Raw genomic sequence first — 23525 nt, forward strand, 5'->3', positions numbered from 1 at the left:
TGTGCTGATCAACCTCGCACCCTAGCGCCTACCTCATTCATCCCGTTCATCCGCCGCACGCCGCCTGCCGGGCGATGCCGCGAAGCCTCGTGCGCCACGCGCCGGGTTCGCGTCTCGACAACGCAGGCCGCGTCCAGCTAGCGACCACGCGCGCCCACGCAGCGCGGCGCTCGCGCGGCAGGGTAAACAGGTCGGCAGCAGGGTGTTCCCCAAGGAGCCTCCCGTGTTGCCGTCTTTTTCTCCCGCCTTGCTTGCACTCGCCGACGGCACGGTCTTTCGTGGTTATTCGATCGGGGCCGAAGGCCATACGATCGGCGAAGTCGTGTTCAATACCGCGATCACCGGCTATCAGGAAATCCTGACTGATCCGAGCTACTCGCGCCAGATCGTCACGCTCACCTATCCGCATATCGGCAACGTCGGCGTCAACGCCGAAGACGTCGAAGCCACGAAAGTCCATGCCGCCGGCCTGATCATCCGCGATCTGCCGACGCTCGCATCGAACTTCCGCATGGACCGCACGCTCGGCGACTATCTGCGCGACGAAGGCGTCGTCGCGATCGCCGGCATCGATACCCGCAAGCTGACCCGCATCCTGCGCGACAAGGGCGCGCAGAGCGGCTGCATCCTGACGGGCTCCGACGACGAAGCGAAGGCGATCGAGCTCGCGCGCTCGTTCGAGGGTCTCGCCGGCATGGATCTCGCGAAGGTCGTGTCGACCACCAAGCCGTTCGAGTGGAAGCAGACGGAATGGCGTCTCGAAGGCGGCTACGGCATGCAGGAAGCGCCGAAGTACCGCGTCGTCGCGTACGACTTCGGCGTCAAGTACAACATCCTGCGCATGCTCGCGGAGCGCGGCTGCCACGTGACGGTGCTGCCGGCCCAGGCGAGCGCGGAAGATGCGCTCGCGCTGAATCCGGACGGCATCTTCCTGTCGAACGGCCCCGGCGACCCCGAGCCGTGCGATTACGCGATCGCGGCCACCAAGGCATTCATCGAGCGCGGCGTGCCGACCTTCGGCATCTGCCTCGGCCATCAGATCATGGGTCTCGCGGTCGGCGCGAAGACGCTGAAGATGAAGACGGGCCACCACGGCGCGAACCATCCGGTGAAGGATCTCGGCGACGGCCGGGTCGTGATCACGTCGCAGAACCACGGCTTCGCGGTCGACGCCGATTCGCTGCCGGCCAACGCGCGCGTGACGCACGTGTCGCTGTTCGACGGCACGCTGCAGGGCTTCGAGTTGACCGACAAGCCGGCGTTCTGCTTCCAGGGCCACCCGGAAGCGTCGCCCGGCCCGCACGACATCGGCTATCTGTTCGACCGTTTCACCGCGCTGATGGACGCGGCGAAGCAGCGCAACGCCTGAGTCACTGACGCAACCGAAGAACGGGAGATTCACATCATGTTCGGCCACGCACTCGGCATCACGGATATCTGGACCTACGTGTTCGGCGTGATCTTCATCATCCTGCTGCCGGGGCCGAACTCGATGTACGTGCTGTCGCTCGCCGCGCAGCGCGGCGTGAAGGCCGGCTATCGCGCGGCGTGCGGCGTGTTCGTCGGCGATACCGTGCTGATGGTGCTGTCCGCCGCGGGCGTCGCGTCGCTGCTGAAGGCGAACCCGCTGCTGTTCTCCGTCGTCAAGTACGGCGGCGCCGCCTACCTGCTGTACATCGGCACCGGGATGCTGCGCGGCGCGTGGAGCAAGCTGCGCGCGCGCGGCGATGCGCCGGTCGAGGCGCCGCAGGCGGTCGACGGCGAGCGGCCGTTCCGGAAAGCGCTGATCGTGAGCCTGCTGAATCCGAAGGCCATCCTGTTCTTCATCTCGTTCTTCATCCAGTTCGTCGACCCGGCATTCCCGCATCCCGCGCTGTCGTTCGTCGTGCTCGGGGCGATCGCGCAATGCGCGAGCTTCCTGTACCTGAGCACGCTGATCTTCGCGGGGGCGCGGCTCGCCGAGCACTTCCGCCGCCGCCGCAAGCTCGCGGCAGGTGCGGCGAGCAGCGTGGGCGGCCTGTTCATCGGTTTCTCGGTGAAGCTGGCGCTGGCGACCATGAGCTGAGCGCCGCCGGCCGACCCACGACAACGATTACTTATTGAATTCACAAGCCATGCCAAAACGCACAGACATCAAGAGCATCCTCATCATCGGCGCCGGCCCGATCATCATCGGCCAGGCGTGCGAGTTCGACTATTCGGGCGCGCAGGCTTGCAAGGCGTTGCGTGAGGAGGGCTACAAGGTCGTTCTCGTCAACAGCAACCCGGCGACGATCATGACCGACCCGAACACGGCCGACGTGACCTACATCGAGCCGATCACGTGGGAAGTCGTCGCACGCATCATCGAGAAGGAGCGCCCGGACGCGATCCTGCCGACGATGGGCGGCCAGACCGCGCTGAACTGCGCGCTCGACCTGCACCACCACGGCGTGCTCGAGAAGTTCGGCGTCGAGCTGATCGGCGCGTCGCCGGAAGCGATCGACAAGGCGGAAGACCGCCAGAAGTTCAAGGAAGCGATGACCAAGATCGGTCTCGGTTCCGCGAAGTCGGGCATCGCGCACTCGATGGAAGAGGCGACCAAGGTGCACGCCGAGATCATGGCGGAGACGGGCGGCAGCGGCTACCCGGTCGTGATCCGTCCGTCGTTCACGCTCGGCGGTTCGGGCGGCGGCATCGCGTACAACCGCGAAGAGTTCGAGGAGATCTGCAAGCGCGGTCTCGACCTGTCGCCCACGCGCGAGTTGCTGATCGAAGAGTCGCTGCTTGGCTGGAAGGAATACGAGATGGAAGTCGTGCGCGACCGCGCCGACAACTGCATCATCGTCTGCTCGATCGAAAACCTCGACCCGATGGGCGTGCACACCGGCGACTCGATCACGGTAGCGCCTGCGCAGACGCTTACCGACAAGGAATACCAGATCCTGCGTAACGCATCGCTCGCGGTGCTGCGCGAGATCGGCGTCGACACGGGCGGTTCGAACGTGCAGTTCTCGATCAACCCGCGGGACGGCCGCATGGTCGTCATCGAGATGAACCCGCGCGTATCGCGTTCGTCGGCGCTCGCATCGAAGGCGACCGGCTTCCCGATCGCGAAGGTCGCCGCGAAGCTGGCGGTCGGCTACACGCTCGACGAGCTGAAGAACGAAATCACCGGCGGCCAGACGCCGGCGTCGTTCGAGCCGACGATCGACTACGTCGTCACGAAGATTCCGCGTTTCGCGTTCGAGAAGTTCCGCGAAGCCGATTCGCGCCTGACCACGCAGATGAAGTCGGTCGGCGAAGTGATGGCGATCGGCCGCACGTTCCAGGAATCGTTCCAGAAGGCGCTGCGCGGCCTCGAAGTCGGTGTCGACGGCCTCGACGAGAAGTCGACCAACCGCGACGAGATCGCGATCGAGATCCACGAGCCGGGTCCGGACCGCATCTGGTACGTCGGCGATGCGTTCCGCATCGGCATGACGGCCGAGGAAATCTTCGCGGAAACCGCGATCGATCCGTGGTTCCTCGAGCAGATCGAGCAGATCATCCTGAAGGAAAAGGCGCTGTCGGGCCGTACGCTCGCGTCGCTGACGTTCGACGAGCTGCGCTACCTGAAGCAGAGCGGCTTCTCCGACCGCCGCCTCGCGAAGCTGCTCGGCGCGACGCCGGAAGACGTCCGCAAGCGTCGCGTCGAACTGAACGTGCGCCCGGTCTACAAGCGCGTCGACACGTGCGCGGCCGAGTTCGCGACGAAAACCGCCTACATGTACTCGACCTACGAGGAAGAGTGCGAGGCGCAGCCGACCACGAACAAGAAGATCATGGTGCTGGGCGGTGGCCCGAACCGGATCGGCCAGGGCATCGAGTTCGACTACTGCTGCGTGCACGCGGCGCTCGCGATGCGCGAGGACGGCTATGAAACGATCATGGTCAACTGCAACCCGGAAACGGTGTCGACCGACTACGACACGTCCGACCGCCTGTACTTCGAGCCGCTGACGCTCGAGGACGTGCTCGAGATCGTCGACAAGGAAAAGCCGGTCGGCGTGATCGTCCAGTACGGCGGCCAGACGCCGCTGAAGCTCGCGCTCGACCTCGAGGCGCACGGCGTGCCGATCGTCGGCACGTCGCCGGACATGATCGACGCGGCCGAAGACCGCGAACGCTTCCAGAAGCTGCTGCAGGACCTCGGCCTGCGCCAGCCGCCGAACCGCACCGCGCGCGCCGAAGACGAAGCGCTCGCGCTGGCCGACGAAATCGGCTACCCGCTGGTCGTGCGTCCGTCGTACGTGCTCGGCGGCCGCGCGATGGAAATCGTCCACGAGCCGCGCGACCTCGAGCGCTACATGCGCGAGGCCGTGAAGGTGTCGAACGATTCGCCGGTGCTGCTCGACCGCTTCCTGAACGACGCGATCGAGTGCGACGTCGACTGCATCTGCGACGGCGAAGCCGTGTTCATCGGCGGCGTGATGGAGCACATCGAGCAGGCGGGCGTCCACTCGGGCGATTCGGCATGCTCGCTGCCGCCGTACTCGCTGTCGAAGGAAACCGTGGCCGAGCTGAAGCGCCAGACGGGCGCGATGGCGAAGGCGCTGAACGTGGTCGGCCTGATGAACGTGCAGTTCGCGATCCAGCAGGTACCGCAGGCGGACGGCTCGAAGCAGGACATCATCTACGTGCTGGAAGTGAACCCGCGCGCGTCGCGCACGGTACCGTACGTGTCGAAGGCGACCAGCCTGCCGCTCGCGAAGATCGCGGCGCGCGCGATGGTCGGCCAGAAGCTCGCGCAGCAGGGTGTGACGAAGGAAGTCGAGCCGCCGTACTTCAGCGTGAAGGAAGCGGTGTTCCCGTTCGTCAAGTTCCCGACCGTCGATCCGGTCCTCGGGCCTGAAATGCGCTCGACCGGCGAAGTGATGGGCGTCGGCCAGACGTTCGGCGAAGCGCTCTTCAAGTCGCAGCTCGCGGCCGGTTCGCGCCTGCCGGAGTCGGGCACGGTGCTGCTGACCGTGATGGACGCGGACAAGCCGAAGGCCGTCGAAGTTGCGCGCATGCTGCACGACCTCGGCTACCCGATCGTCGCGACCAAGGGCACGGCTGCCGCGATCGAAGCGGCCGGCGTGCCGGTGAAGGTCGTGAACAAGGTGAAGGACGGCCGTCCGCACATCGTCGACATGATCAAGAACGGCGAGATCGCCCTCGTGTTCACGACGGTCGACGAGACGCGCCAGGCGATCGCCGATTCGCGCTCGATCCGCATGAGCGCGCAGGCGCACAAGGTCACGTACTACACGACGATGTCGGGCGCGCGCGCGGCAGTTGAAGGCTTGCGCTACCTGAAGGATCTGGAAGTCTATGATTTACAAGGTCTTCACGCTCGCCTAAACTAAGCGGTCAGTTACCTGTCGAAGCAACACGTGCCGCGATTAGGCGGTGTTTCCAGTGCATCGGAAGCGCGCTTAATCGCGGTGATTTTTTTTATAGCCGTTTTTAGCGATTGAGCCGTTTATGAGCACCATTCCGTTGACAAAGCGTGGCGCAGAGCAACTGCGCGATGAATTGCAGCGCCTCAAGTCCGTCGAGCGGCCGGCCGTGATCAACGCGATCGCGGAGGCCCGCGCACAGGGCGATCTGTCCGAAAACGCCGAATACGACGCAGCGAAGGAAAAGCAGGGCTTTATCGAGGGCCGCATCGCGGAACTCGAATCCAAGCTGTCCGCCGCGCAAATCATCGATCCCACGGTGCTCGACGCCGATGGCCGCGTGGTGTTCGCCGCGACGGTCGAACTCGAGGATCTCGAGTCGGGCGACACCGTCAAGTACCAGATCGTCGGCGACGACGAAGCCGACATCGATCACGGCCTGATCTCGGTCAGCTCGCCGATCGCACGTGCGCTGATCGGCAAGTCCGAAGGCGACGTCGCGGCCGTGCAGGCGCCGAGCGGCGTGCGCGAGTACGAAATCATCTCGGTCAGCTACATCTGAAGCGGGGCGACGTGATGCCGCATCGCGTGTTCCGTCTGCTGTCGGCCGTATGGGTCGGCAGCCTGCTGACGATCGGGTATGCGGTCGCGCCCGTATTGTTCAAGACGCTGGAACGGATGACGGCCGGTTCGGTCGCCGCCCAGCTGTTCCGTATCGAGGCGATCCTCGGCGTCGTGTGCGGCGTGCTGCTGCTCGCGTTGTCGAATCAGCAGGTGCGGCGCGGCAGCAGCGAGTATCGCCGCGTGCGCTGGATCGTCGCCGCGATGGTCGTATGCGTGCTGGTCGGGTATTTTGCGCTGCAGCCGTTCATGAACGCGCTGCGCGTGGCCGCGATGGATGCGGGCACCGATATCGCGAATTCGCCGTATGCGAGCCGCTTCGGGATGCTGCACGGCGTTTCGAGCGTGTTCTATCTCGTCGAAAGCGTGCTGGGGCTGATGCTGATCTGGCGTCTGCCGGCGCGCGACGCCTGAGCGCTCGTCGTTGCGCGTTGCGCAACGACGGGGCAGGGCGGCACGGGAATCCGTGCCGCACCGGCGTGTTACTTGTCCTGGAACGGCCGCTTGGTGCTGGCCTGGCGCTTTTTCGCACGCTTCACGGTGCCGCCTGCCGTCACGCGTTCGTTGCCGCGCACCGTGACCTTCACCGGCCTCGGACGGCGCACGGGGCTCGCGTTCGGCGACACCTTGACGACCTTCACGGTGCGCGGGGCGCGGCCTTTCTTGTCGTCGGCGGCTTCTGCCGCGCTGGGCAGCGCACCGGCACGACGGCCGCGGGCCGGGGCTGCTGCGGCTTCGGGCCTCCAGATCACCAGCAGCTTGCCGATATGCTGAATCGGGGCCGCGTTCAAGCGGTCGCAGATATCGTCGTAGATCGCGATCCGTTCGTCGCGCTCGTCGCCGAACACGCGGATCTTGATCAGTTGGTGCGCGTCGAGGTGCACCTTGATTTCCTTCAGCACGGCGTCGGTCAGCCCTTCGGCGCCGATCAGCACGACGGGCTTGAGCGCATGGGCCTGGGAGCGCAGCGCGGAGCGCTCGGCGGGAGAAAGCGAAAGGGCGGGCATGGAAATGTCGAAATCTAAATAAGGGCGCGCTGACTGAAAAGCGATCGCGGGACGTTCCCGCGTCAGCCGTGCGCCGAAACCACGTAAAATCGCGGCTTGGGCCTGAAAAGGGGCCGCAGCCGCGCGAAGAAGACGCGTATTATCCGCTAAAAGCGCGGCTTCACGAAGCAATTGGCAGCAATCTCTCTCTCGAATGGCAAAAAACCGCTTCAACCAGCACTGGCTGCACGACCACATCAACGACCCGTACGTCAAAATGGCGCAGCGGGAGGGCTATCGCGCGCGCGCCGCGTACAAGCTTAAGGAAATCGACGAGCAGGACAAGCTGATCCGTCCCGGCCAGGTGATCGTCGATCTCGGCGCCACGCCGGGCAGCTGGAGCCAGTATGCCCGCAACAAGCTCGCGCAGGGCAAGAAGCGTGACGCGGAGCGCGAAGGCGGCATCGACGGCACGATCGTTGCGCTCGACATCCTGCCGATGGAGCCGATCGCCGACGTCCACTTCCTGCAGGGCGACTTCCGCGAGGACGACGTCCTCCACCAGCTCGAAGAAGTGCTCGAAGGCCGCGCGGTGGACCTTGTTATTTCCGACATGGCCCCCAACCTCTCCGGCGTGGCCTCGGCGGACGCGGCGCGCATCGAGCATCTCTGCGATCTGGCGCTCGAATTCGCGCAGAACCATCTGAAGCCGGACGGTGCGCTGCTCGTGAAGTGCTTTCACGGCAGTGGCTACAGCCAGATCGTCGAGAAGTTCAAACAGCAGTTTAAGGTTGTCGCGCCGCGCAAGCCCAAGGCATCCCGCGACAAATCGTCCGAAACGTTCATTTTGGGTCGGCAGCTGAAGCATCCGCGCTGATGCGGAGTGCGGTGCCGCAAACGGGCTCCGGCCCTTGCCAGACAAGCGAAGCGCTATCGCGGCGGTTGTCAATGCTTATGGCGGGGGTGGTCGGACTGGATTAGAATGACCGAGGGGCGCCGCAAGGAAAATGTAGGCGCTCGTCTACGAGTGAAGGAGTGGTGCTTTGAACAACAATATGTTTTCGAAGGCAGCGGTGTGGCTGGTGATCGCACTGGTGCTGTTTACGGTGTTCAAGCAGTTCGACAAGCCCCGCGTCCAGGAAGGCGTGTCCTATTCGCAGTTCATGGACGACGCCAAGAACGGCAAGGTCAAGAACGTCATCGTTCAGGGGCGCAACCTCACCGTCACTCCGGCTGATGGCCAGAAATACCAGATCGTGTCGCCCGGCGACATCTGGATGGTCGGCGATCTGATGAAGTACGGCGTGCAGGTCAGCGGCAAGGCCGACGACGAGCCGAACGCGCTGATGTCCGCGCTGTACTATCTCGGGCCGACGATCCTGATCATCGTGTTCTGGTTCTACATGATGAGGCAGATGCAGGGAGGCGGCAAAGGCGGCGCATTCTCGTTCGGGAAATCGCGTGCGCGGCTGATCGACGAGAACAACAACGCGGTGAACTTCTCCGACGTCGCGGGCTGCGACGAAGCGAAGGAAGAAGTGTCCGAGCTCGTCGACTTCCTGCGCGATCCGCAGAAATTCCAGAAGCTGGGCGGCCGCATTCCGCGCGGCGTGCTGCTGGTCGGCCCTCCGGGTACCGGCAAGACGCTGCTCGCCCGCGCGATCGCGGGTGAAGCGAAGGTGCCGTTCTTCAGCATCTCGGGTTCGGACTTCGTCGAAATGTTCGTCGGCGTCGGCGCGGCCCGTGTGCGCGACATGTTCGAGCAGGCGAAGAAGCATGCACCGTGCATCGTGTTCATCGACGAAATCGACGCGGTCGGCCGTCATCGCGGCGCCGGCATGGGCGGCGGCAACGACGAGCGCGAACAGACGCTGAACCAGATGCTCGTCGAGATGGACGGCTTCGAGGCGAATTCGGGCGTCATCGTGATCGCCGCGACCAACCGTTCCGACGTGCTCGACAAGGCGCTGCTGCGTCCGGGCCGTTTCGACCGTCAGGTCTATGTCGGCCTGCCGGACATCCGCGGCCGCGAGCAGATCATGCGCGTGCACCTGCGCAAGGTGCCGATCGCGAACGACGTCGACGCGGCGGTCATCGCACGCGGCACGCCGGGCTTTTCGGGCGCCGATCTCGCGAACCTCGTGAACGAGGCTGCGCTGTTCGCCGCCCGTCGCGGCAAGCGTATCGTCGAGATGCAGGATTTCGAGGACGCGAAGGACAAGATCTTCATGGGTCCGGAGCGCAAGTCGGCCGTGATCCGCGAGGAAGCGAAGCGCGCCACCGCTTATCACGAGTCGGGCCACGCGGTGATCGCGAAGCTGTTGCCGAAGGCCGACCCGGTGCACAAGGTCACGATCATCCCGCGCGGTCGCGCGCTGGGCGTCACGTGGCAGTTGCCGGAGCATGACAACGAGACGTATTCGAAGGATTACCTGCTGGACCGCCTCGCGATCCTGTTCGGTGGCCGGGTGGCCGAAGAGCTGTTCATGAACCTGGTCAGCACCGGCGCATCGGACGACTTCAACAAGGCCACGCAGACCGCGCGTGCGATGGTGGCTCGTTTCGGCATGACCGACGCACTCGGGCCGATGGTCTACGTCGACGACGAGAACGATGCGTCGCCGTTCGGCCGCGGCTTCACACGTACGATCTCGGAAGCGACGCAGCAGAAGGTCGACTCGGAAATCCGCCGCGTGCTAGACGAACAGTACAACCTCGCACGCCGCCTGCTCGAAGACAACCGCGACAAGGTCGAGGCGATGACGGCCGCACTGATGGAGTGGGAGACGATCGACGCCGATCAGATCAACGACATCATGGAAGGCCGTCCGCCGCGCTCGCCGAAGAGCTCGCCGGCTGTCGGCGGCGATTCGTCGGGCGGTGGCAGCGCCGAGGTCAAGCCCGGCAGCGCGCCGGCGCCGGCTACGCCGGCGGCATAATCTCCGCTTTAACGCCGTTCACGGGCTGGTGTGGCTTCACACCGGCCCGTTTTGCATTCATCCACGCCCGTTGCTCGTGTCCGATTCCGCTGTGTCCCCATTCATTCCCGCTCCGCTCCAGTGCGGCCGCTTCGAACTGACGTTCGAACGCCCGCTCGTGATGGGCATCCTCAACGCCACGCCCGATTCGTTCTCCGACGGCGGCCGCTTCCTCGCGCGCGACGATGCGCTGCGCCAGGCCGAGCGGATGATCGCCGACGGCGCGGACCTGCTCGACATCGGCGGCGAATCGACGCGCCCCGGTGCGCCGCCGGTGCCGCTCGACGAGGAGCTCGCGCGCGTGATTCCGCTCGTCGAGGCGCTGCGGCCGCTCAACGTGCCGCTGTCGATCGATACCTACAAGCCGGCCGTGATGCGCGCGGCGCTGGCCGCCGGCGCGGATCTGATCAACGACATCTGGGGGTTCCGCCAGCCGGGTGCGATCGATGCGGTGCGCGACGGCAACAGCGGCCTGTGTGCGATGCACATGCTCGGCGAGCCGCAGACGATGCAGGTCGGCGAGCCCGACTACGGCGACGTCGTGACCGACGTCCGCGATTTTCTCGCTGCGCGCGCCGAGGCGCTGCGCGACGCGGGGGTGGCGGCGGAGCGCATCTGCGTCGACCCCGGCTTCGGGTTCGGCAAGGCGGTCGTCGACGACAACTATGCGCTGCTGGCCGCGTTGCCGGACACGGCGCCCGCGCGGCCCGACGGCCGCGCTTATCCGATTCTCGCGGGCATGTCGCGCAAGTCGATGCTCGGTGCGGTGATCGGCGGCAAGCCGCCGATGGAACGCGTCGCGGCGAGCGTGGCGGCCGCGGTGTGCGCGGTCGAGCGGGGCGCCGCGATCGTGCGCGTGCACGACGTCGCGGCGACGGTCGATGCGCTGAAAGTATGGAATACCGTGCGCGCAGCCGCACGGCAACGATAAGCAAGTCAGAAAGACGAAGGAGGAAGGACTCATGGGACGTCGATATTTCGGCACGGACGGCATTCGCGGCACGGTGGGCGAAGCGCCCATCACGCCGGACTTCGTATTGCGCCTCGGCTACGCGGCCGGCAAGGTACTGGCCGGCTCGGCCGACGTCGCGGCAGGCTCGCGTCCGACGGTGTTGATCGGCAAGGACACGCGCGTGTCGGGCTACATGCTCGAAGCCGCGCTCGAGGCCGGATTCTCGGCGGCCGGCGTCGACGTGATGCTGGCTGGCCCGATGCCGACGCCCGGCGTCGCGTACCTGACGCGTGCGCTGCGTCTGTCGGCCGGTGTGGTGATCAGCGCGTCGCACAACCCTTATCACGACAACGGGATCAAGTTTTTCTCGGCTGACGGCAACAAGCTGCCCGACGACACCGAAGCCGCGATCGAAGCGTGGCTCGACAAGCCGCTCGAATGCGCGCCGTCCGACGGGCTCGGCAAGGCGCGTCGCCTTGACGACGCGGCCGGCCGCTACATCGAGTTCTGCAAGAGCACGTTTCCGGCCGCGTTCGACCTGCGCGGCCTGAAGCTCGTGATCGATTGCGCGCATGGCGCCGCGTATCAAATTGCACCGCACGTGTTCCACGAACTCGGCGCGGACGTCATCCCGATCGGCGTCGCGCCGAACGGCTTCAACATCAACGACGGCGTCGGCGCGACTGCGCCGGACGCGTTGGTGCGCGCGGTGCGGGCGAACCATGCCGATCTCGGCATCGCGCTCGACGGCGACGCCGACCGCCTGCAGGTCGTCGACGCGACCGGCCGCCTGTACAACGGCGACGAACTGCTCTACGTGCTCGTGAAGGACCGGATCGCGACCGACGGCAAGGTCGACGGCGCGGTCGGCACGCTGATGACGAACCTCGCGGTCGAAGTCGCGCTGCAGCGCGAGGGCGTGAAGTTCGTCCGTGCGGCGGTCGGCGACCGCTACGTGCTCGAGCAGTTGCGCGAGCACGGCTGGCAACTCGGCGCGGAAGGGTCGGGCCACATCCTGTCGCTCGACCGGCATTCGACCGGCGACGGCATCGTGTCGGCGCTGCTCGTGCTGGCGGCGCTCAAGCGCAGCGGCCGCACGCTCGCGCAGGTGCTCGACGGCGTCACGCTGTTCCCGCAGAAGCTGATCAACGTGCGGATGAAGCCGGGTGCCGACTGGAAGGGCAGCGCGTCGATTCGCGCCGCGATCGATGCCGCCGAAGCCGCGCTCGCCGGCAGCGGGCGCGTGCTGATCCGCGCATCGGGCACGGAGCCCGTGCTGCGCGTGATGGTCGAAGCGCAGCAGGCGGCCGATGCGGTGCGCCATGCGGAGACGATCGCCGACGCGGTGCGGGCGGCAACGACCTGACCAGCGGCAGGCGCGCGCGGCGGTCCGGCCGCCCGCGCGCCGGCTTCCGGCGAATTCGCATGCGGCGCCTTCGGGCGCCGTCGTTTTTGTCAGACGCAAAGGTTTGCCATACCTATAAGTAACGCACTTCGGCAAACGCATTATTCCGATCTCATCAGGTATCCGACCCCACGATTTCAGCGACCGCGAAACAGGCTTCCCGCCCGGCTGACGCTGCGCTACGATGCGTCAGCACGCCCTCGAAGACAGGCGTCGTCCCCATCCCTCCGCGCCAGGCAATTCTTGCCGCCACCGCCGCTCAGTCGTCCCGACGCGCCGCCCGATATTCCCTTTCAACCAGTCATGTTACTGTCACGCCAGTTTCATCGATTGTCACATTACCGTCATGAGCAGCCCCTAACCTTCGCGGTGCCGTAGTCATCCGCTCACACACTGGAGGTCTCATGAAATTGATGCAAACCGCGATTGCCGGCCTGGCTGGCGCGCTTTTCGCCGTCGCCGCCCACGCTGCCGACATCACGGGCGCAGGTAGCACGTTCGCGATGCCGATCTATACGAAATGGGCTGCGGACTACCAGCAGTCCGGCGGTTCGAAGGTCAACTACCAGGGCATCGGCTCGTCGGGCGGCCTGAAGCAGATCGTCGCGAAGACGGTCGATTTTGCCGGTTCGGACGCTCCGCTGAAGGATGAAGAACTCGCGAAGGAAGGCCTGTTCCAGTTCCCGACGGTGGTCGGCGGCGTGGTGCCGGTCGTCAACGTGCCGGGCGTGAAGGCCGGCGAACTGACGCTGTCGGGCCCGGTGCTCGGCGACATCTACCTCGGCAAGATCAAGAAGTGGAACGATCCGGCGATCGCCGCGCTGAACCCGAAGGTCAAGCTGCCGGATACGGACATCGCCGTGGTCCGCCGCGCTGACGGCTCGGGCACGAGCTTCATCTGGACGAACTACCTGTCGAAGGTCAACGACGAGTGGAAGTCGAAGATCGGCGAAGGCACGACGGTCAACTGGCCGACGGGCACGGGCGGCAAGGGCAACGACGGCGTCGCGGCCTTCGTGCAGCGTCTGCCGGGCGCGATCGGCTACGTCGAGTGGGCGTACGCGAAGAAGAACAACATGACCTACACTGCGCTGAAGAATTCGACGGGCACGGTGGTCGAGCCGAAGACGGAAACGTTCAAGGCCGCAGCAGCAGGCGCGAACTGGTCGAAGTCGTTCTACCAGATCCTGACGAACCAGCCGGGCAAGGAAGCGTGGCCGGTCGTCGGCGCGACGTTCGTGCTGCTGCACGCGAAGCAGGACAAGCCGGAGCAGGGCGCGGAAACGCTGAAGTTCTTCAGCTGGGCGTTCAAGAACGGCGAGAAGGCTGCCGACAGCCTCGACTACATCTCGCTGCCGGCGACGGTCGAGACGGAAATCCGCAAGCAGTGGAAGACGAAGGTGACGGACGCTTCGGGCAAGCCGGTCGCCGCCGAGTAAGCCATCCAGCGGTTCGCTGCCCGGCCGTGCCGGTCGGGCAGTGTGTGCGGTAAAGCCGGGCGTTACGGCGCCCGGCGATCAAAAGCAGGCACCCATGTCTGATATTTCATACACGTCCTCCCGATCGCCCGACAGCGCGCAGCAGCGCGCGCCGAGCCGTCTCGGGGATGTCCTGTTCGGCGGCCTCGCACGGCTCGCCGCGATCGTGACCCTGCTGCTGCTTGGCGGGATCATCGTTTCCCTGATCATTGCGTCGTTGCCGACCATCCAGAAGTTCGGCCTCGGCTTCCTGTGGCAATCCGAGTGGGACCCCAACTCGGACATCTATGGCGCACTCGTGCCGATCTACGGCACGATCGTGACGTCGCTGATCGCACTCGTCATCGCGGTGCCGGTCAGTTTCGGCATCGCACTGTTCCTCACCGAGCTGGCGCCCGTGTGGCTGCGCCGTCCGCTCGGCATCGCGATCGAGCTGCTCGCCGCGATTCCGTCGATCGTGTACGGCATGTGGGGCCTGCTCGTGTTCGCGCCGATCTTCGCCGAATACTTCCAGAAGCCGCTCGGCCGCCTGCTCAAGGACGTGTGGGTGCTCGGCCCGCTGACGTCCGGCGCGCCGATCGGTATCGGCATCCTCGCGGCCGGCGTGATCCTCGCGATCATGATCATCCCGTACATCGCATCGGTGATGCGCGACGTGTTCGAGGTCACGCCGGTGCTGCTGAAGGAATCGGCATACGGGATCGGCTGCACGACCTGGGAAGTGATGTGGAAGGTCGTGCTGCCCTACACGAAGACCGGCGTGATCGGCGGCGTGATGCTCGGCCTCGGCCGCGCGCTCGGCGAAACGATGGCCGTGACCTTCGTGATCGGCAACACGAACCTGCTCGACAGCGTGTCGCTGTTCGCGCCGGGCAACAGCATCACGTCGGCGCTCGCGAACGAATTCGCGGAAGCGCAGCCGGGCCTGCATACGTCCGCGCTGATGGAACTCGGCCTGATCCTGTTCGTGATCACGTTCATCGTGCTGTCCATCTCCAAACTGCTGCTGCTTCGTCTCGAGAAGGGAGAGGGCAAGAAATGAGCGAGCCCATCATGAATTTCCCGGGGCCGGACGGCGCCGCGCTCGACGCGATGCGCAACCGCCTGCAGCGCAAGCGCAAGGCCGTCAACGCGATCGCGCTCACCGCGTCGCTCGGCGCGATGGCGTTCGGCCTGCTGTGGCTCGTGTGGATTCTCTACACGACCGTGCATCTCGGCGTCGGCGGCCTGTCGCTGCAACTGTTCACCGAATCGACGCCGGCGCCGAACACCGAAGGCGGCGGTCTCGCGAACGCGATCGTCGGCAGCCTGCTGCTGTGCGGCTTCGGCACGCTGGTCGGCACGCCGATCGGCATCCTCGCGGGCGTCTATCTCGCCGAATACGGGCAGAAGAACCTGCTGGCCAGCACGATCCGCTTCATCAACGACATCCTGCTGTCCGCGCCGTCGATCGTCATCGGCCTGTTCGTGTACGCGATCGTCGTCGCGAAGTCGGGGCGCTTCTCGGGCTGGGCCGGCGTGATCGCACTCGCACTGCTGCAGATCCCGATCGTGATCCGCACGACCGAGAACATGCTGAAGCTCGTGCCGAATGCGCTGCGCGAGGCGGCCGTCGCGCTCGGCACGCCGAAGTGGCGCATGGTGCTGAAGATCACGCTGCGCGCGTCGGTCGGCGGGATCGTGACGGGCGTGCTGCTCGCGGTCGCGCGGATCGCCGGCGAAACGGCGCCGCTGCTGTTCACCGCGCTGTCGAACCAGTTCTTCTCGTGGGACATGAGCCAGCCGATGGCGAACCTGCCGGTCACGATCTACAAGTTCGCGATGAGCCCGTTCGCGGAATGGCAGTCGCTCGCGTGGGCGGGCGTGTTCCTGATTACGCTCGGGGTGCTCGGACTGAACGTCCTGGCGCGCTCGATCTTCTCGAAAAAGTAACGGCGGAGCAATCCGATGAATATGGCAGAAAGCCACCTGAATCCCGTCGAGCGCACCGCTGCGCCCGCCGGCACGCAAGACGCGGCGCACGGCCGTCCGCTCGCGCCGCTGAACGCGAAGATCGAGGTCAACAACCTCAACTTCTTCTACAACAAGTTCCACGCGCTGAAGAACATCAACCTGCGCATTCCCGAAGGGAAGGTGACGGCGTTCATCGGCCCGTCGGGCTGCGGCAAGTCGACGCTGCTGCGCACGTTCAACAAGATGTTCGCGCTCTATCCGGAGCAGCGCGCCGAAGGCGAGATCCTGATGGACGGCGAGAACCTGCTGACGACGAAGCGCGACATCTCGCTGCTGCGCGCGCGGATCGGCATGGTGTTCCAGAAGCCGACCCCGTTCCCGATGTCGATCTACGACAACATCGCGTTCGGCGTGAAGATGTTCGAAAAGCTCACGCGCTCGGAAATGGACGACCGTGTCGAGTGGGCGCTCACGAAGGCCGCGCTGTGGAACGAAGTGAAGGACAAGCTGGGCCAGAGCGGCTACGGGCTGTCGGGCGGCCAGCAGCAGCGTCTGTGCATCGCGCGCGGCATCGCGATCCGTCCGGAAGTGCTGCTGCTCGACGAGCCGTGCTCGGCGCTCGACCCGATCTCGACGGGCCGCATCGAAGAGCTGATCGCGGAGCTGAAGAGCGACTACACGGTCGTGATCGTCACGCACAACATGCAGCAGGCCGCACGCTGCTCGGATTACACGGCCTACATGTACCTGGGCGAGCTGATCGAGTTCGGCGAGACCGAAAAGATCTTCATCAAGCCGGTGCGCAAGGAAACGGAAGACTACATCACCGGCCGCTTCGGCTGATGACGGAGAACAACAACCATGTCGGATAAACATCTGTCGAGCCAGTTCGACGCGGACCTGAATGCCGTGTCGTCGAAAGTGCTGGAAATGGGCGGACTCGTGGAGTCGCAGATCGTCGGCGCGATGCGCGCGCTGAACGAATTCGATCGCGATACGGCCGAGAAGGTGATCGCGGCCGAGGAAACGCTGAACGCGATGGAAGTGGACATCGACCAGGAATGCGGCAACATCATCGCGCGGAGACAGCCTGCCGCACGTGACCTGCGTCTTTTGATGTCGATTTCGAAAACGATTACGAACCTCGAGCGCGCCGGCGACGAGGCCGAGAAGATCGCCAAACGCGTGCGCCGCCTGGTCGACGAGCCGGCCGCGCGTGCGGTCAACATCGCCGAGATCAAGGTGTCGGGCGAGATGGCCGTGACGATCCTGCGCCGCGCGCTCGACGCGTTCGCGCGCCTCGATACGGTGGCCGCCGCGCAGATCGTCAAGGACGACAAGGAAATCGACATGGAATTCCGCGCGTTCGTGCGCAAGCTCGTGTCGTACATGCAGGAAGATCCGCGCACGATCTCGGTCGGCCTCGACTACCTGTTCATCGCGAAGGCGATCGAACGGATCGGCGACCACGCGAAGAACATCGCCGAATTCATCATCTACATCGTGAAGGGCACCGACGTGCGGCACCAGCCGCGCGACACGCTCGATCGCGAAGCCAACAGTTAATCGACTCCATAGGAAGAACAGAGGTGCCGATGCCCAGCAACATTCTCGTCGTTGAAGATGAGCCCGCGATTTCCGAACTGATCTCGGTGAATCTCCAGCACGCCGGTCACTGCCCGATCCGCGCTTACAACGCCGAACAGGCGCAGAACCTGATCAGCGACGTGCTGCCCGATCTCGTGCTGCTCGACTGGATGCTGCCGGGCAAGTCCGGCATCGCGTTCGCGCGCGACCTGCGCAACAACGAACGGACCAAGCACATCCCGATCATCATGCTCACCGCCCGCGGCGACGAGCAGGACAAGGTGCTCGGCCTCGAAATCGGCGCGGACGACTACGTGACGAAGCCGTTCTCGCCGAAGGAGCTGATGGCGCGCATCAAGGCCGTGCTGCGCCGCCGCGCGCCGCAGCTGACCGAGGACGTCGTGTCGATCAACGGGCTGCGCCTCGACCCGGCCACGCATCGCGTCGCCGCGCACGGCGACGGCAGCGAGATCAAGCTCGATCTCGGCCCGACCGAGTTCCGCCTGCTGCATTTCTTCATGACGCATCCGGAGCGCGTGCACAGCCGCACGCAGCTGCTCGACCAGGTGTGGGGCGACCACGTGTTCGTCGAGGAGCGTACCGTCGACGTGCACATCAAACGATTGCGCGCGGCCTTGAAACCGGCCGGCTGCGATGCGATGATCGAAACCGTGCGCGGCAGCGGCTACCGCCTCGCCAAGCACGCGTAACGTATTCGGGCATGCCGCGTGCCGCGGCGTGCCGCTCCTTCTTTCGGACGCTGAATCATGAACATCATCTGGGCGCGCTTTCTGGTGTCGCTCGTGCTGCTCGTGCTGATCGGCGTATTGGTCGGCGTCTTCGCCGGCCCGACCGCGGGCCTCGTGTTCGTGGTCGTGATGCTGGTCGCGCAGGGCTTTTTCAGCACCTTCCATACGCAGCGTCTGTGGCGCCTGCTCGATGCGCCCGTCTACGGCGAGGTGCCGAGCGCGCCGGGCATCTGGGGCGAGATCTACTATCGGCTGCACAAGCTCGCGAAGCAGTGGCATGCGCAGGTGCGGCAGGTCGAACAGCAGCACTCGCGTTTCATCCAGGCGATCCAGGCCTCGCCGAACGGTGTCGCGATGCTCGATGATCACGACCAGATCGAGTGGTGCAATGCGATCGCCGAAGTCCATTTCGGCCTCGATGCGAAGCGCGACCTGCGCCAGCACATCACGAACCTGGTGCGCCATCCCGATTTCGTCCGCTACCTCAATGCGCAGCATTACGACGAGACGCTGTTGATGCGCGGCATGGGCGACTCGCGGCAGAACGTGCTGGCCGTGCAGGTGTTTCCGTACGGCGAGAACCGCAAGCTGCTGCTCACGCAGGACATCACCGAGCTCGAACGCACCGACGCGATGCGGCGTGACTTCGTCGCGAACGTGTCGCACGAGCTGAAGACGCCGCTCACCGTGCTGTCGGGTTTCCTGGAGACGATGCGCGAGCTGCCGCTGAACGAGGAGGACCGCGCGCGCTATCTCGACATGATGGAGCAGCAGGCGTCACGGATGCGGCACATCGTGACCGACCTGCTGGTGCTCGCGAAGCTGGAAGGCGAGAGCAAGCCGCCGGTCGATCATGCGATCGACATGCGGGCGGTGTTCGATCATCTGAAGGAGGATGCGCAGACGCTGTCGAACGGGCATCACGACATCGCGTTCTCGATCGACGAGACGCTCGGCGTCACGGGGGCGCAGACGGAGCTGTTCAGCGCGTTCGCGAATCTCGTCACGAACGCGATCCGCTATACGCCGGACGGCGGCAAGATCGTCGTGTCGTGGCGGCGCGAGGGCGCGCAGGGCGTGTTTTCGGTCACGGACAGCGGCTTCGGGATTCCGGCCGCCGATTTGCCGCGGCTCACCGAGCGCTTCTACCGTGTCGATCGCAGCCGCTCGCGCGATACGGGCGGCACGGGCCTCGGGCTCGCGATCGTCAAGCACGTGCTGCAGCGGCACGATGCGCATCTGTACGTGCAGAGCGAGGAAGGGCGCGGCAGTACGTTCACCGCGCGGTTCCCGGGCTCGCGCGTCATCGCGATCCGGCCGGCTGCTTACGAAGCATGATCGTGTAGCGGCTCGTCGGCGTTCAAAAAAGCAGCCCGCGGGCTGCTTTTTTTCATGGCGATGCGTCGGCGCGATCTGCATCGCGCCGACGGTTCACGAGCAGAACTTCGCGAGCAGCCCGAGCTGAGCGTTGCGGATCGTCTTGCCGGTGCGGCGCCGGCGATAATGGCCGTCGCTGTGCATCTGCCATGCCGACTGGTTGTCGCCGAGGCACACCGACAGCCCCTCGGCGATCACGCGCCGCTTCAGCTTGCGCTCGCGGATCGGGAACGCGACTTCGACGCGGCGGAACAGGTTGCGGTCCATCCAGTCGGCACTCGACAGATAGACGTCCTCGGCGCCGCCCGCATGGAAATAGTAGATGCGGTGGTGTTCGAGGAAGCGGCCGACGATCGAGCGCACCGTGATGTTTTCCGACAGCCCCGGCACACCGGGCTTCAGCGCGCAGACGCCGCGCACGATCAGATCGACCTTGACGCCGGCCTGCGACGCTTCGTACAGCGCGGCGATCACCGACGGTTCCAGCAGCGCGTTCATTTTCGCGACGATGCGCGCGCGCTTGCCGGCCTGCGCATTGTCGATCTCCGCGCGGATCGACTCGATGATGCGCGGATGCAGCGTGAACGGTGACTGCCACAGCTCGTGCAGCGTCAGTTCGCCGCCGATCCCGGTCAGTTGCTGGAACACGTGATGCACGTCCTCGCAGATCTTCTGGTCGGCCGTCATCAGCCCGAAGTCGGTGTAGAGGCGTGCGGTGCGCGGATGGTAGTTGCCGGTGCCGAGATGCACGTAGCGGCGCAGCGACGCCTTGCCGGCCTGCACGACGCGTCGCACGATCAGCATCATCTTCGCGTGGCACTTGTGGCCGACCACGCCGTACACGACATGTGCGCCGACGGCTTCGAGCTGCGACGCCCAGTTGATGTTGGTTTCCTCGTCGAAGCGCGCGAGCAGCTCGACGACGACGGTCACTTCCTTGCCGTTGCGCGCGGCTTCCATCAGCGCGTCCATCAGCGGCGAGTCGGTGCCGGTGCGATAGATCGTCTGCTTGATCGCGACGACGCTCGGGTCTCTCGCGGCCTGCTGCAGCAGTTCGAGCACGGGCTGGAAGCTCTCGTACGGGTGGTGCAGCAGGATGTCGCCGGCGTCGATCGCGTCGAACATCGTCGGCGCGTTGGCGATTACCGCGGGGGTCGATGCGGTGAACGGCGTGAACTTCAGGTCCGGGCGGTCGACGAGATCGGGAATCTGCATCAGGCGCACGAGGTTCACGGACCCGGCCACGCGATAGCAGTCCTTGTCGCCGAGTTCGCTTTCCTCGAGCAGGCGCCGCACGATGTGCAGCGGCGTGTCGGCCGACACTTCGAGGCGCACCGCGTTGCCGAGGTGGCGCGCGGGCAGTTCGCCCTGCAGCGCGACACGCAGGTTCGTGATTTCGTCTTCGTCGACGAACAGCTCGCTGTTGCGCGTGATGCGGAACTGGTTGCAGCTCTTCACGACGAGTTGCGGGAAGAGTTCGCCGACGAAGCGCTGCATGAACGAGCTCAGCAGCACGAAGCCGTGCTCGAAACCCGACAGCGCATGCGGCATGCGCACGACGCGCGGCAGCGCGCGCGGCGCCTGCACGATGCCCATCACGGCCTGGCGGCCGAACGCGTCGCGGCCTTCGAGCTCGACGACGAAGTTCAGGCTCTTGTTCAGCACGCGCGGGAACGGGTGGGCCGGATCGAGGCCGATCGGCGTCAGCACCGGCAGCAGTTCGTCGAGGAAGTAGCGTCGCGCCCATTCGAGCTGCTCGTCGTTCCACGAGTCACTCGCGTGGAAGTAGATGCCTTCCTGTTCGAGCGCCGGCAGCACGGTTTCGTGCAGCATCGTGTACTGTCGATGCACGAGCCGCTGCGCGCGTTCGACGACGAGATCGTAAGCGTGCTGCAGCGACATGCCGTCGGGCGTCAGCGCGCCGGGGTTGTCGCGGATCTGTTCCTGCAGGCCGGCCATCCGGACTTCGAAGAATTCGTCGAGATTGCTGCTGGTGATGCAGATGAAGCGCAGGCGCTCGAGCAACGGGACTTGCGGATCGGCCGCCTGGGCCAGCACGCGCTCGTTGAAACCGAGGATGCCGAGTTCACGGTTGAGAAGCGGGTAACGGACGGACATCGGCAGAGTAGGAGGTAATTCAGGCGATGATTCGAAAGGACGCTCGGAAACTCTCACGGTACGATGACGTGCTGATGACAATAATGGTTTTATATCGGGAAATTCTACGCCGTAACCCTTTCGTCGCATAAATGTTTCGGCTATATGGAATCGAGCAGTGTGCATGCCCGTGAAGCGTGGCAACGGCAAGCGTTCCACGCTTAAAATGTCGCCTTTGATTGATCGCCCGCGGTTGCCGGAGGAACGGCTGCCGCGGAAGAACGCGCACGGAGCCCCCTTCTGATGGTTACAACTCCCCACTTGCTGGCTGCCGTGGATCTCGGCTCGAACAGCTTCCGGCTGATCGTCGGGCGCGTCGAGGAAACGCCGGCGGGCAGTCAGATCTATCCCGTCGACGCGCTGCGCGAGCCGGTGCGGCTGGCCGCGGGCCTGTCGAGCGACAAGATGCTCGATCGCGCGTCGCAGGAGCGTGGCTGGGAGGCGCTCAAGCGGTTCGGCGAGCGCCTGCGCGATTTCCATCCCGATCATGTGCGCGCGGTCGCGACCAACACGCTGCGCGTCGCGAAGAACGCCGCCGAATTCCTCGGCGAGGCCGAGGCGGCGCTCGGGTTCCCGATCGAAGTGATCGCGGGCCGCGAAGAGGCGCGCCTGATCTATGCGGGCGCCGCGCACTCGGTACCGGCGAGCGCCGGCAAGCGGCTCGTCGTCGACATCGGCGGCGGCTCGACCGAATTCATCATCGGCTCGCACTACACGCCGATCGTGATGGAGAGCCTCTATATCGGTTGCGTGAGCCATAGCCGCACCTTCTTTCCGGCCGGCAACGTCGACGAATACACGATGCGGCAGGCCGAACTCGCGGCCAAGCGCGAGATCCAGATCATTTCGAGCGAATACAAGAAGGCCGGCTGGGACCAGGCGATCGGCTCGTCCGGCACCGCACGCGCGCTCGCCGAGCTCGTCGAGGCGAACGGCTTCAACGATCCGGGCATCACGCACGGCATTTCGCGCGGCGGCCTCGAGCGGCTGAAGCGTGCGCTGATCAAGTCGGAGAACGTCAACCGGCTGAAGCTGATCGCGCTGAAGCCCGACCGCGTGCCGGTACTCGCGGGCGGCCTGGCGATCATGCTGGCGGTGTTCGAGGAACTGGGCGTCGACTACGTCGACACGACCGATGGCGCGCTGCGCCTCGGCGTGCTGTACGACCTGCTCGGCCGGACCCAGCACGAGGACATGCGCGCGGTGACCGTCGAGGGTTTCACACGCCGCTACGGCGTCGATCGCGCACAGGCCGAGCGGATCGGGGCGCTCGCCGCGCGTTTTTACGACGAGCTCGAGGAAGACGACGAGGAAGCGCGCGAGGAAGGGCGGATGTTCCTCGGCTGGGCGGCCGCATTGCACGAGATCGGCCTGTCGATCTCGCACAGCGCGTATCACAAGCATTCGGCCTATATCGCGAGCAATGCGGACATGCCGGGTTTTTCGCGTACCGACCAGGCGCGGCTTGCCGCGCTCGTGCTCGGCCATGCGGGCAAGCTCGGCAAGCTGTCGCAGGCGCGGGAGGTCGAATGGCCGCTGCTGTTCTGCCTGCGGCTCGCGGCGCTGCTGTGCCGGCGCCGGACCGATGCGGGGCTGCCCGACATTTCCGTTTCGCAGATGAAGAAGGGCGGGTACGAGGTGCGTCTGCCGAGTGCCTGGGTCGAGCAGAACCCGTTGACCGACTACAGCCTCAGCCAGGAGGCGGCGGAGTGGGAGAAGGTCGGTATCCCGTATCGCGTGGTTTATACCGGCGCGTGACGGGCCAATAGCGAGCCCGGGAGGTGCTCCGGGCGCCGGGTGGATGGATGTGCGGGTGAGGCGCTCGTCAGGTATCGCCCCGCACGATCGTCAAGGGCCACCCAACGCGGGTACCGACGGTC

General features: G+C 65.4%; 19 protein-coding genes. 17 read left to right on the plus strand and 2 right to left on the minus strand.

Features of this window, described 5'->3' with window-relative positions:
- Positions 1 to 223: 223 nt before the first annotated feature.
- From carA to JMF86_RS06095, 5 genes are all read left to right on the plus strand, one after another.
- Positions 224 to 1369, plus strand: coding sequence for a glutamine-hydrolyzing carbamoyl-phosphate synthase small subunit (gene carA / locus JMF86_RS06075; RefSeq protein WP_023475510.1), 1146 nt, complete (start codon positions 224 to 226; stop codon positions 1367 to 1369).
- A 36-nt stretch (positions 1370 to 1405) separates the two neighbouring features.
- The gene (leuE, locus tag JMF86_RS06080; protein WP_011545084.1) at positions 1406 to 2065 is read left to right on the plus strand and encodes a leucine efflux protein LeuE; all 660 of its coding nucleotides are present in this window, start codon (positions 1406 to 1408) and stop codon (positions 2063 to 2065) included.
- Between the two features lie 49 nt (positions 2066 to 2114).
- Complete coding sequence (carB, locus tag JMF86_RS06085; protein ID WP_011545085.1) at positions 2115 to 5369, plus strand: carbamoyl-phosphate synthase large subunit; 3255 nt, start codon at positions 2115 to 2117, stop codon at positions 5367 to 5369.
- 118 nt (positions 5370 to 5487) lie between these two features.
- Positions 5488 to 5964 carry a transcription elongation factor GreA gene (gene greA / locus JMF86_RS06090; RefSeq protein WP_006476345.1) on the plus strand — a complete coding sequence of 159 codons (477 nt, stop codon included), beginning with the start codon at positions 5488 to 5490 and terminating at the stop codon, positions 5962 to 5964.
- 14 nt (positions 5965 to 5978) lie between these two features.
- Positions 5979 to 6437: a DUF4149 domain-containing protein gene (locus JMF86_RS06095; protein ID WP_006497614.1), complete on the plus strand. Its 459-nt coding sequence runs from the start codon at positions 5979 to 5981 to the stop codon at positions 6435 to 6437.
- Between the two features lie 68 nt (positions 6438 to 6505).
- Here the strand turns inward: JMF86_RS06095 and JMF86_RS06100 are convergent, their stop codons facing one another.
- On the minus strand, positions 6506 to 7030 hold the full coding sequence (locus JMF86_RS06100; protein ID WP_069232448.1) for a YhbY family RNA-binding protein: 525 nt from the start codon (positions 7028 to 7030) through the stop codon (positions 6506 to 6508).
- A gap of 193 nt (positions 7031 to 7223) precedes the next feature.
- Here JMF86_RS06100 and JMF86_RS06105 point away from each other — a divergent pair, with 193 nt between their 5' ends.
- The 11 genes from JMF86_RS06105 (at position 7224) to phoR (ending at position 19449) form a co-directional block, all read left to right on the plus strand.
- Positions 7224 to 7886, plus strand: a complete 663-nt coding sequence (locus JMF86_RS06105) for an RlmE family RNA methyltransferase (protein ID WP_006476343.1) — start codon at positions 7224 to 7226, stop codon at positions 7884 to 7886.
- 166 nt (positions 7887 to 8052) lie between these two features.
- Positions 8053 to 9948, plus strand: a complete 1896-nt coding sequence (gene ftsH, locus JMF86_RS06110) for an ATP-dependent zinc metalloprotease FtsH (RefSeq protein ID WP_011694248.1) — start codon at positions 8053 to 8055, stop codon at positions 9946 to 9948.
- A gap of 28 nt (positions 9949 to 9976) precedes the next feature.
- Complete coding sequence (gene folP, locus JMF86_RS06115; protein ID WP_074800344.1) at positions 9977 to 10918, plus strand: dihydropteroate synthase; 942 nt, start codon at positions 9977 to 9979, stop codon at positions 10916 to 10918.
- Positions 10919 to 10949: 31 nt separating this feature from the next.
- On the plus strand, positions 10950 to 12305 hold the full coding sequence (gene glmM / locus JMF86_RS06120) for a phosphoglucosamine mutase (protein WP_011545088.1): 1356 nt from the start codon (positions 10950 to 10952) through the stop codon (positions 12303 to 12305).
- Between the two features lie 443 nt (positions 12306 to 12748).
- Entirely contained in the window at positions 12749 to 13783 is a 1035-nt protein-coding gene (pstS, locus tag JMF86_RS06125) for a phosphate ABC transporter substrate-binding protein PstS (protein ID WP_006490565.1), read from the plus strand.
- A gap of 94 nt (positions 13784 to 13877) precedes the next feature.
- Positions 13878 to 14864, plus strand: a complete 987-nt coding sequence (gene pstC / locus JMF86_RS06130; RefSeq protein ID WP_011545090.1) for a phosphate ABC transporter permease PstC — start codon at positions 13878 to 13880, stop codon at positions 14862 to 14864.
- Positions 14861 to 15754, plus strand: a complete 894-nt coding sequence (gene pstA / locus JMF86_RS06135) for a phosphate ABC transporter permease PstA (RefSeq protein WP_011545091.1) — start codon at positions 14861 to 14863, stop codon at positions 15752 to 15754. Before pstC ends, pstA begins: the two co-directional genes overlap by 4 nt.
- A gap of 15 nt (positions 15755 to 15769) precedes the next feature.
- Positions 15770 to 16618, plus strand: coding sequence for a phosphate ABC transporter ATP-binding protein PstB (pstB, locus tag JMF86_RS06140; protein ID WP_006490515.1), 849 nt, complete (start codon positions 15770 to 15772; stop codon positions 16616 to 16618).
- 18 nt (positions 16619 to 16636) lie between these two features.
- Complete coding sequence (gene phoU, locus JMF86_RS06145) at positions 16637 to 17341, plus strand: phosphate signaling complex protein PhoU (RefSeq protein WP_006476334.1); 705 nt, start codon at positions 16637 to 16639, stop codon at positions 17339 to 17341.
- 29 nt (positions 17342 to 17370) lie between these two features.
- Complete coding sequence (gene phoB, locus JMF86_RS06150; protein ID WP_006750313.1) at positions 17371 to 18072, plus strand: phosphate regulon transcriptional regulator PhoB; 702 nt, start codon at positions 17371 to 17373, stop codon at positions 18070 to 18072.
- Positions 18073 to 18129: 57 nt separating this feature from the next.
- Positions 18130 to 19449 (plus strand): phosphate regulon sensor histidine kinase PhoR, encoded by a 1320-nt coding sequence (phoR, locus tag JMF86_RS06155; RefSeq protein WP_006476332.1) that lies wholly within the window; start codon positions 18130 to 18132, stop codon positions 19447 to 19449.
- 93 nt (positions 19450 to 19542) lie between these two features.
- Here phoR and ppk1 read toward each other — a convergent pair whose 3' ends face one another.
- On the minus strand, positions 19543 to 21606 hold the full coding sequence (gene ppk1 / locus JMF86_RS06160) for a polyphosphate kinase 1 (RefSeq protein WP_006476331.1): 2064 nt from the start codon (positions 21604 to 21606) through the stop codon (positions 19543 to 19545).
- 282 nt (positions 21607 to 21888) lie between these two features.
- Here ppk1 and ppx point away from each other — a divergent pair, with 282 nt between their 5' ends.
- Entirely contained in the window at positions 21889 to 23403 is a 1515-nt protein-coding gene (gene ppx / locus JMF86_RS06165; RefSeq protein WP_011545094.1) for an exopolyphosphatase, read from the plus strand.
- Positions 23404 to 23525 lie beyond the last annotated feature (122 nt).

Origin of the sequence: Burkholderia sp. E168m15 (assembly GCF_016586105.1) — a bacterium.
In the GTDB taxonomy this organism is placed as follows: Bacteria; Pseudomonadota; Gammaproteobacteria; order Burkholderiales; family Burkholderiaceae; genus Burkholderia; species Burkholderia orbicola.

What these genes read in the sequence shown, in the direction of transcription:
- leuE (WP_011545084.1), top strand. Translation starts at nt 1,406, where the DNA reads ATGTTCGGCCACGCACTCGGCATCACGGATATCTGGACCTACGTGTTC.
- carB (WP_011545085.1), top strand. Translation starts at nt 2,115, where the DNA reads ATGCCAAAACGCACAGACATCAAGAGCATCCTCATCATCGGCGCCGGC.
- greA (WP_006476345.1), top strand. Translation starts at nt 5,488, where the DNA reads ATGAGCACCATTCCGTTGACAAAGCGTGGCGCAGAGCAACTGCGCGAT.
- JMF86_RS06095 (WP_006497614.1), top strand. Translation starts at nt 5,979, where the DNA reads ATGCCGCATCGCGTGTTCCGTCTGCTGTCGGCCGTATGGGTCGGCAGC.
- JMF86_RS06100 (WP_069232448.1), bottom strand. Translation starts at nt 7,030, where the DNA reads ATGCCCGCCCTTTCGCTTTCTCCCGCCGAGCGCTCCGCGCTGCGCTCC.
- JMF86_RS06105 (WP_006476343.1), top strand. Translation starts at nt 7,224, where the DNA reads ATGGCAAAAAACCGCTTCAACCAGCACTGGCTGCACGACCACATCAAC.
- glmM (WP_011545088.1), top strand. Translation starts at nt 10,950, where the DNA reads ATGGGACGTCGATATTTCGGCACGGACGGCATTCGCGGCACGGTGGGC.
- pstS (WP_006490565.1), top strand. Translation starts at nt 12,749, where the DNA reads ATGAAATTGATGCAAACCGCGATTGCCGGCCTGGCTGGCGCGCTTTTC.
- pstC (WP_011545090.1), top strand. Translation starts at nt 13,878, where the DNA reads ATGTCTGATATTTCATACACGTCCTCCCGATCGCCCGACAGCGCGCAG.
- pstA (WP_011545091.1), top strand. Translation starts at nt 14,861, where the DNA reads ATGAGCGAGCCCATCATGAATTTCCCGGGGCCGGACGGCGCCGCGCTC.
- pstB (WP_006490515.1), top strand. Translation starts at nt 15,770, where the DNA reads ATGAATATGGCAGAAAGCCACCTGAATCCCGTCGAGCGCACCGCTGCG.
- phoU (WP_006476334.1), top strand. Translation starts at nt 16,637, where the DNA reads ATGTCGGATAAACATCTGTCGAGCCAGTTCGACGCGGACCTGAATGCC.
- phoB (WP_006750313.1), top strand. Translation starts at nt 17,371, where the DNA reads ATGCCCAGCAACATTCTCGTCGTTGAAGATGAGCCCGCGATTTCCGAA.
- phoR (WP_006476332.1), top strand. Translation starts at nt 18,130, where the DNA reads ATGAACATCATCTGGGCGCGCTTTCTGGTGTCGCTCGTGCTGCTCGTG.
- ppk1 (WP_006476331.1), bottom strand. Translation starts at nt 21,606, where the DNA reads ATGTCCGTCCGTTACCCGCTTCTCAACCGTGAACTCGGCATCCTCGGT.
- ppx (WP_011545094.1), top strand. Translation starts at nt 21,889, where the DNA reads ATGGTTACAACTCCCCACTTGCTGGCTGCCGTGGATCTCGGCTCGAAC.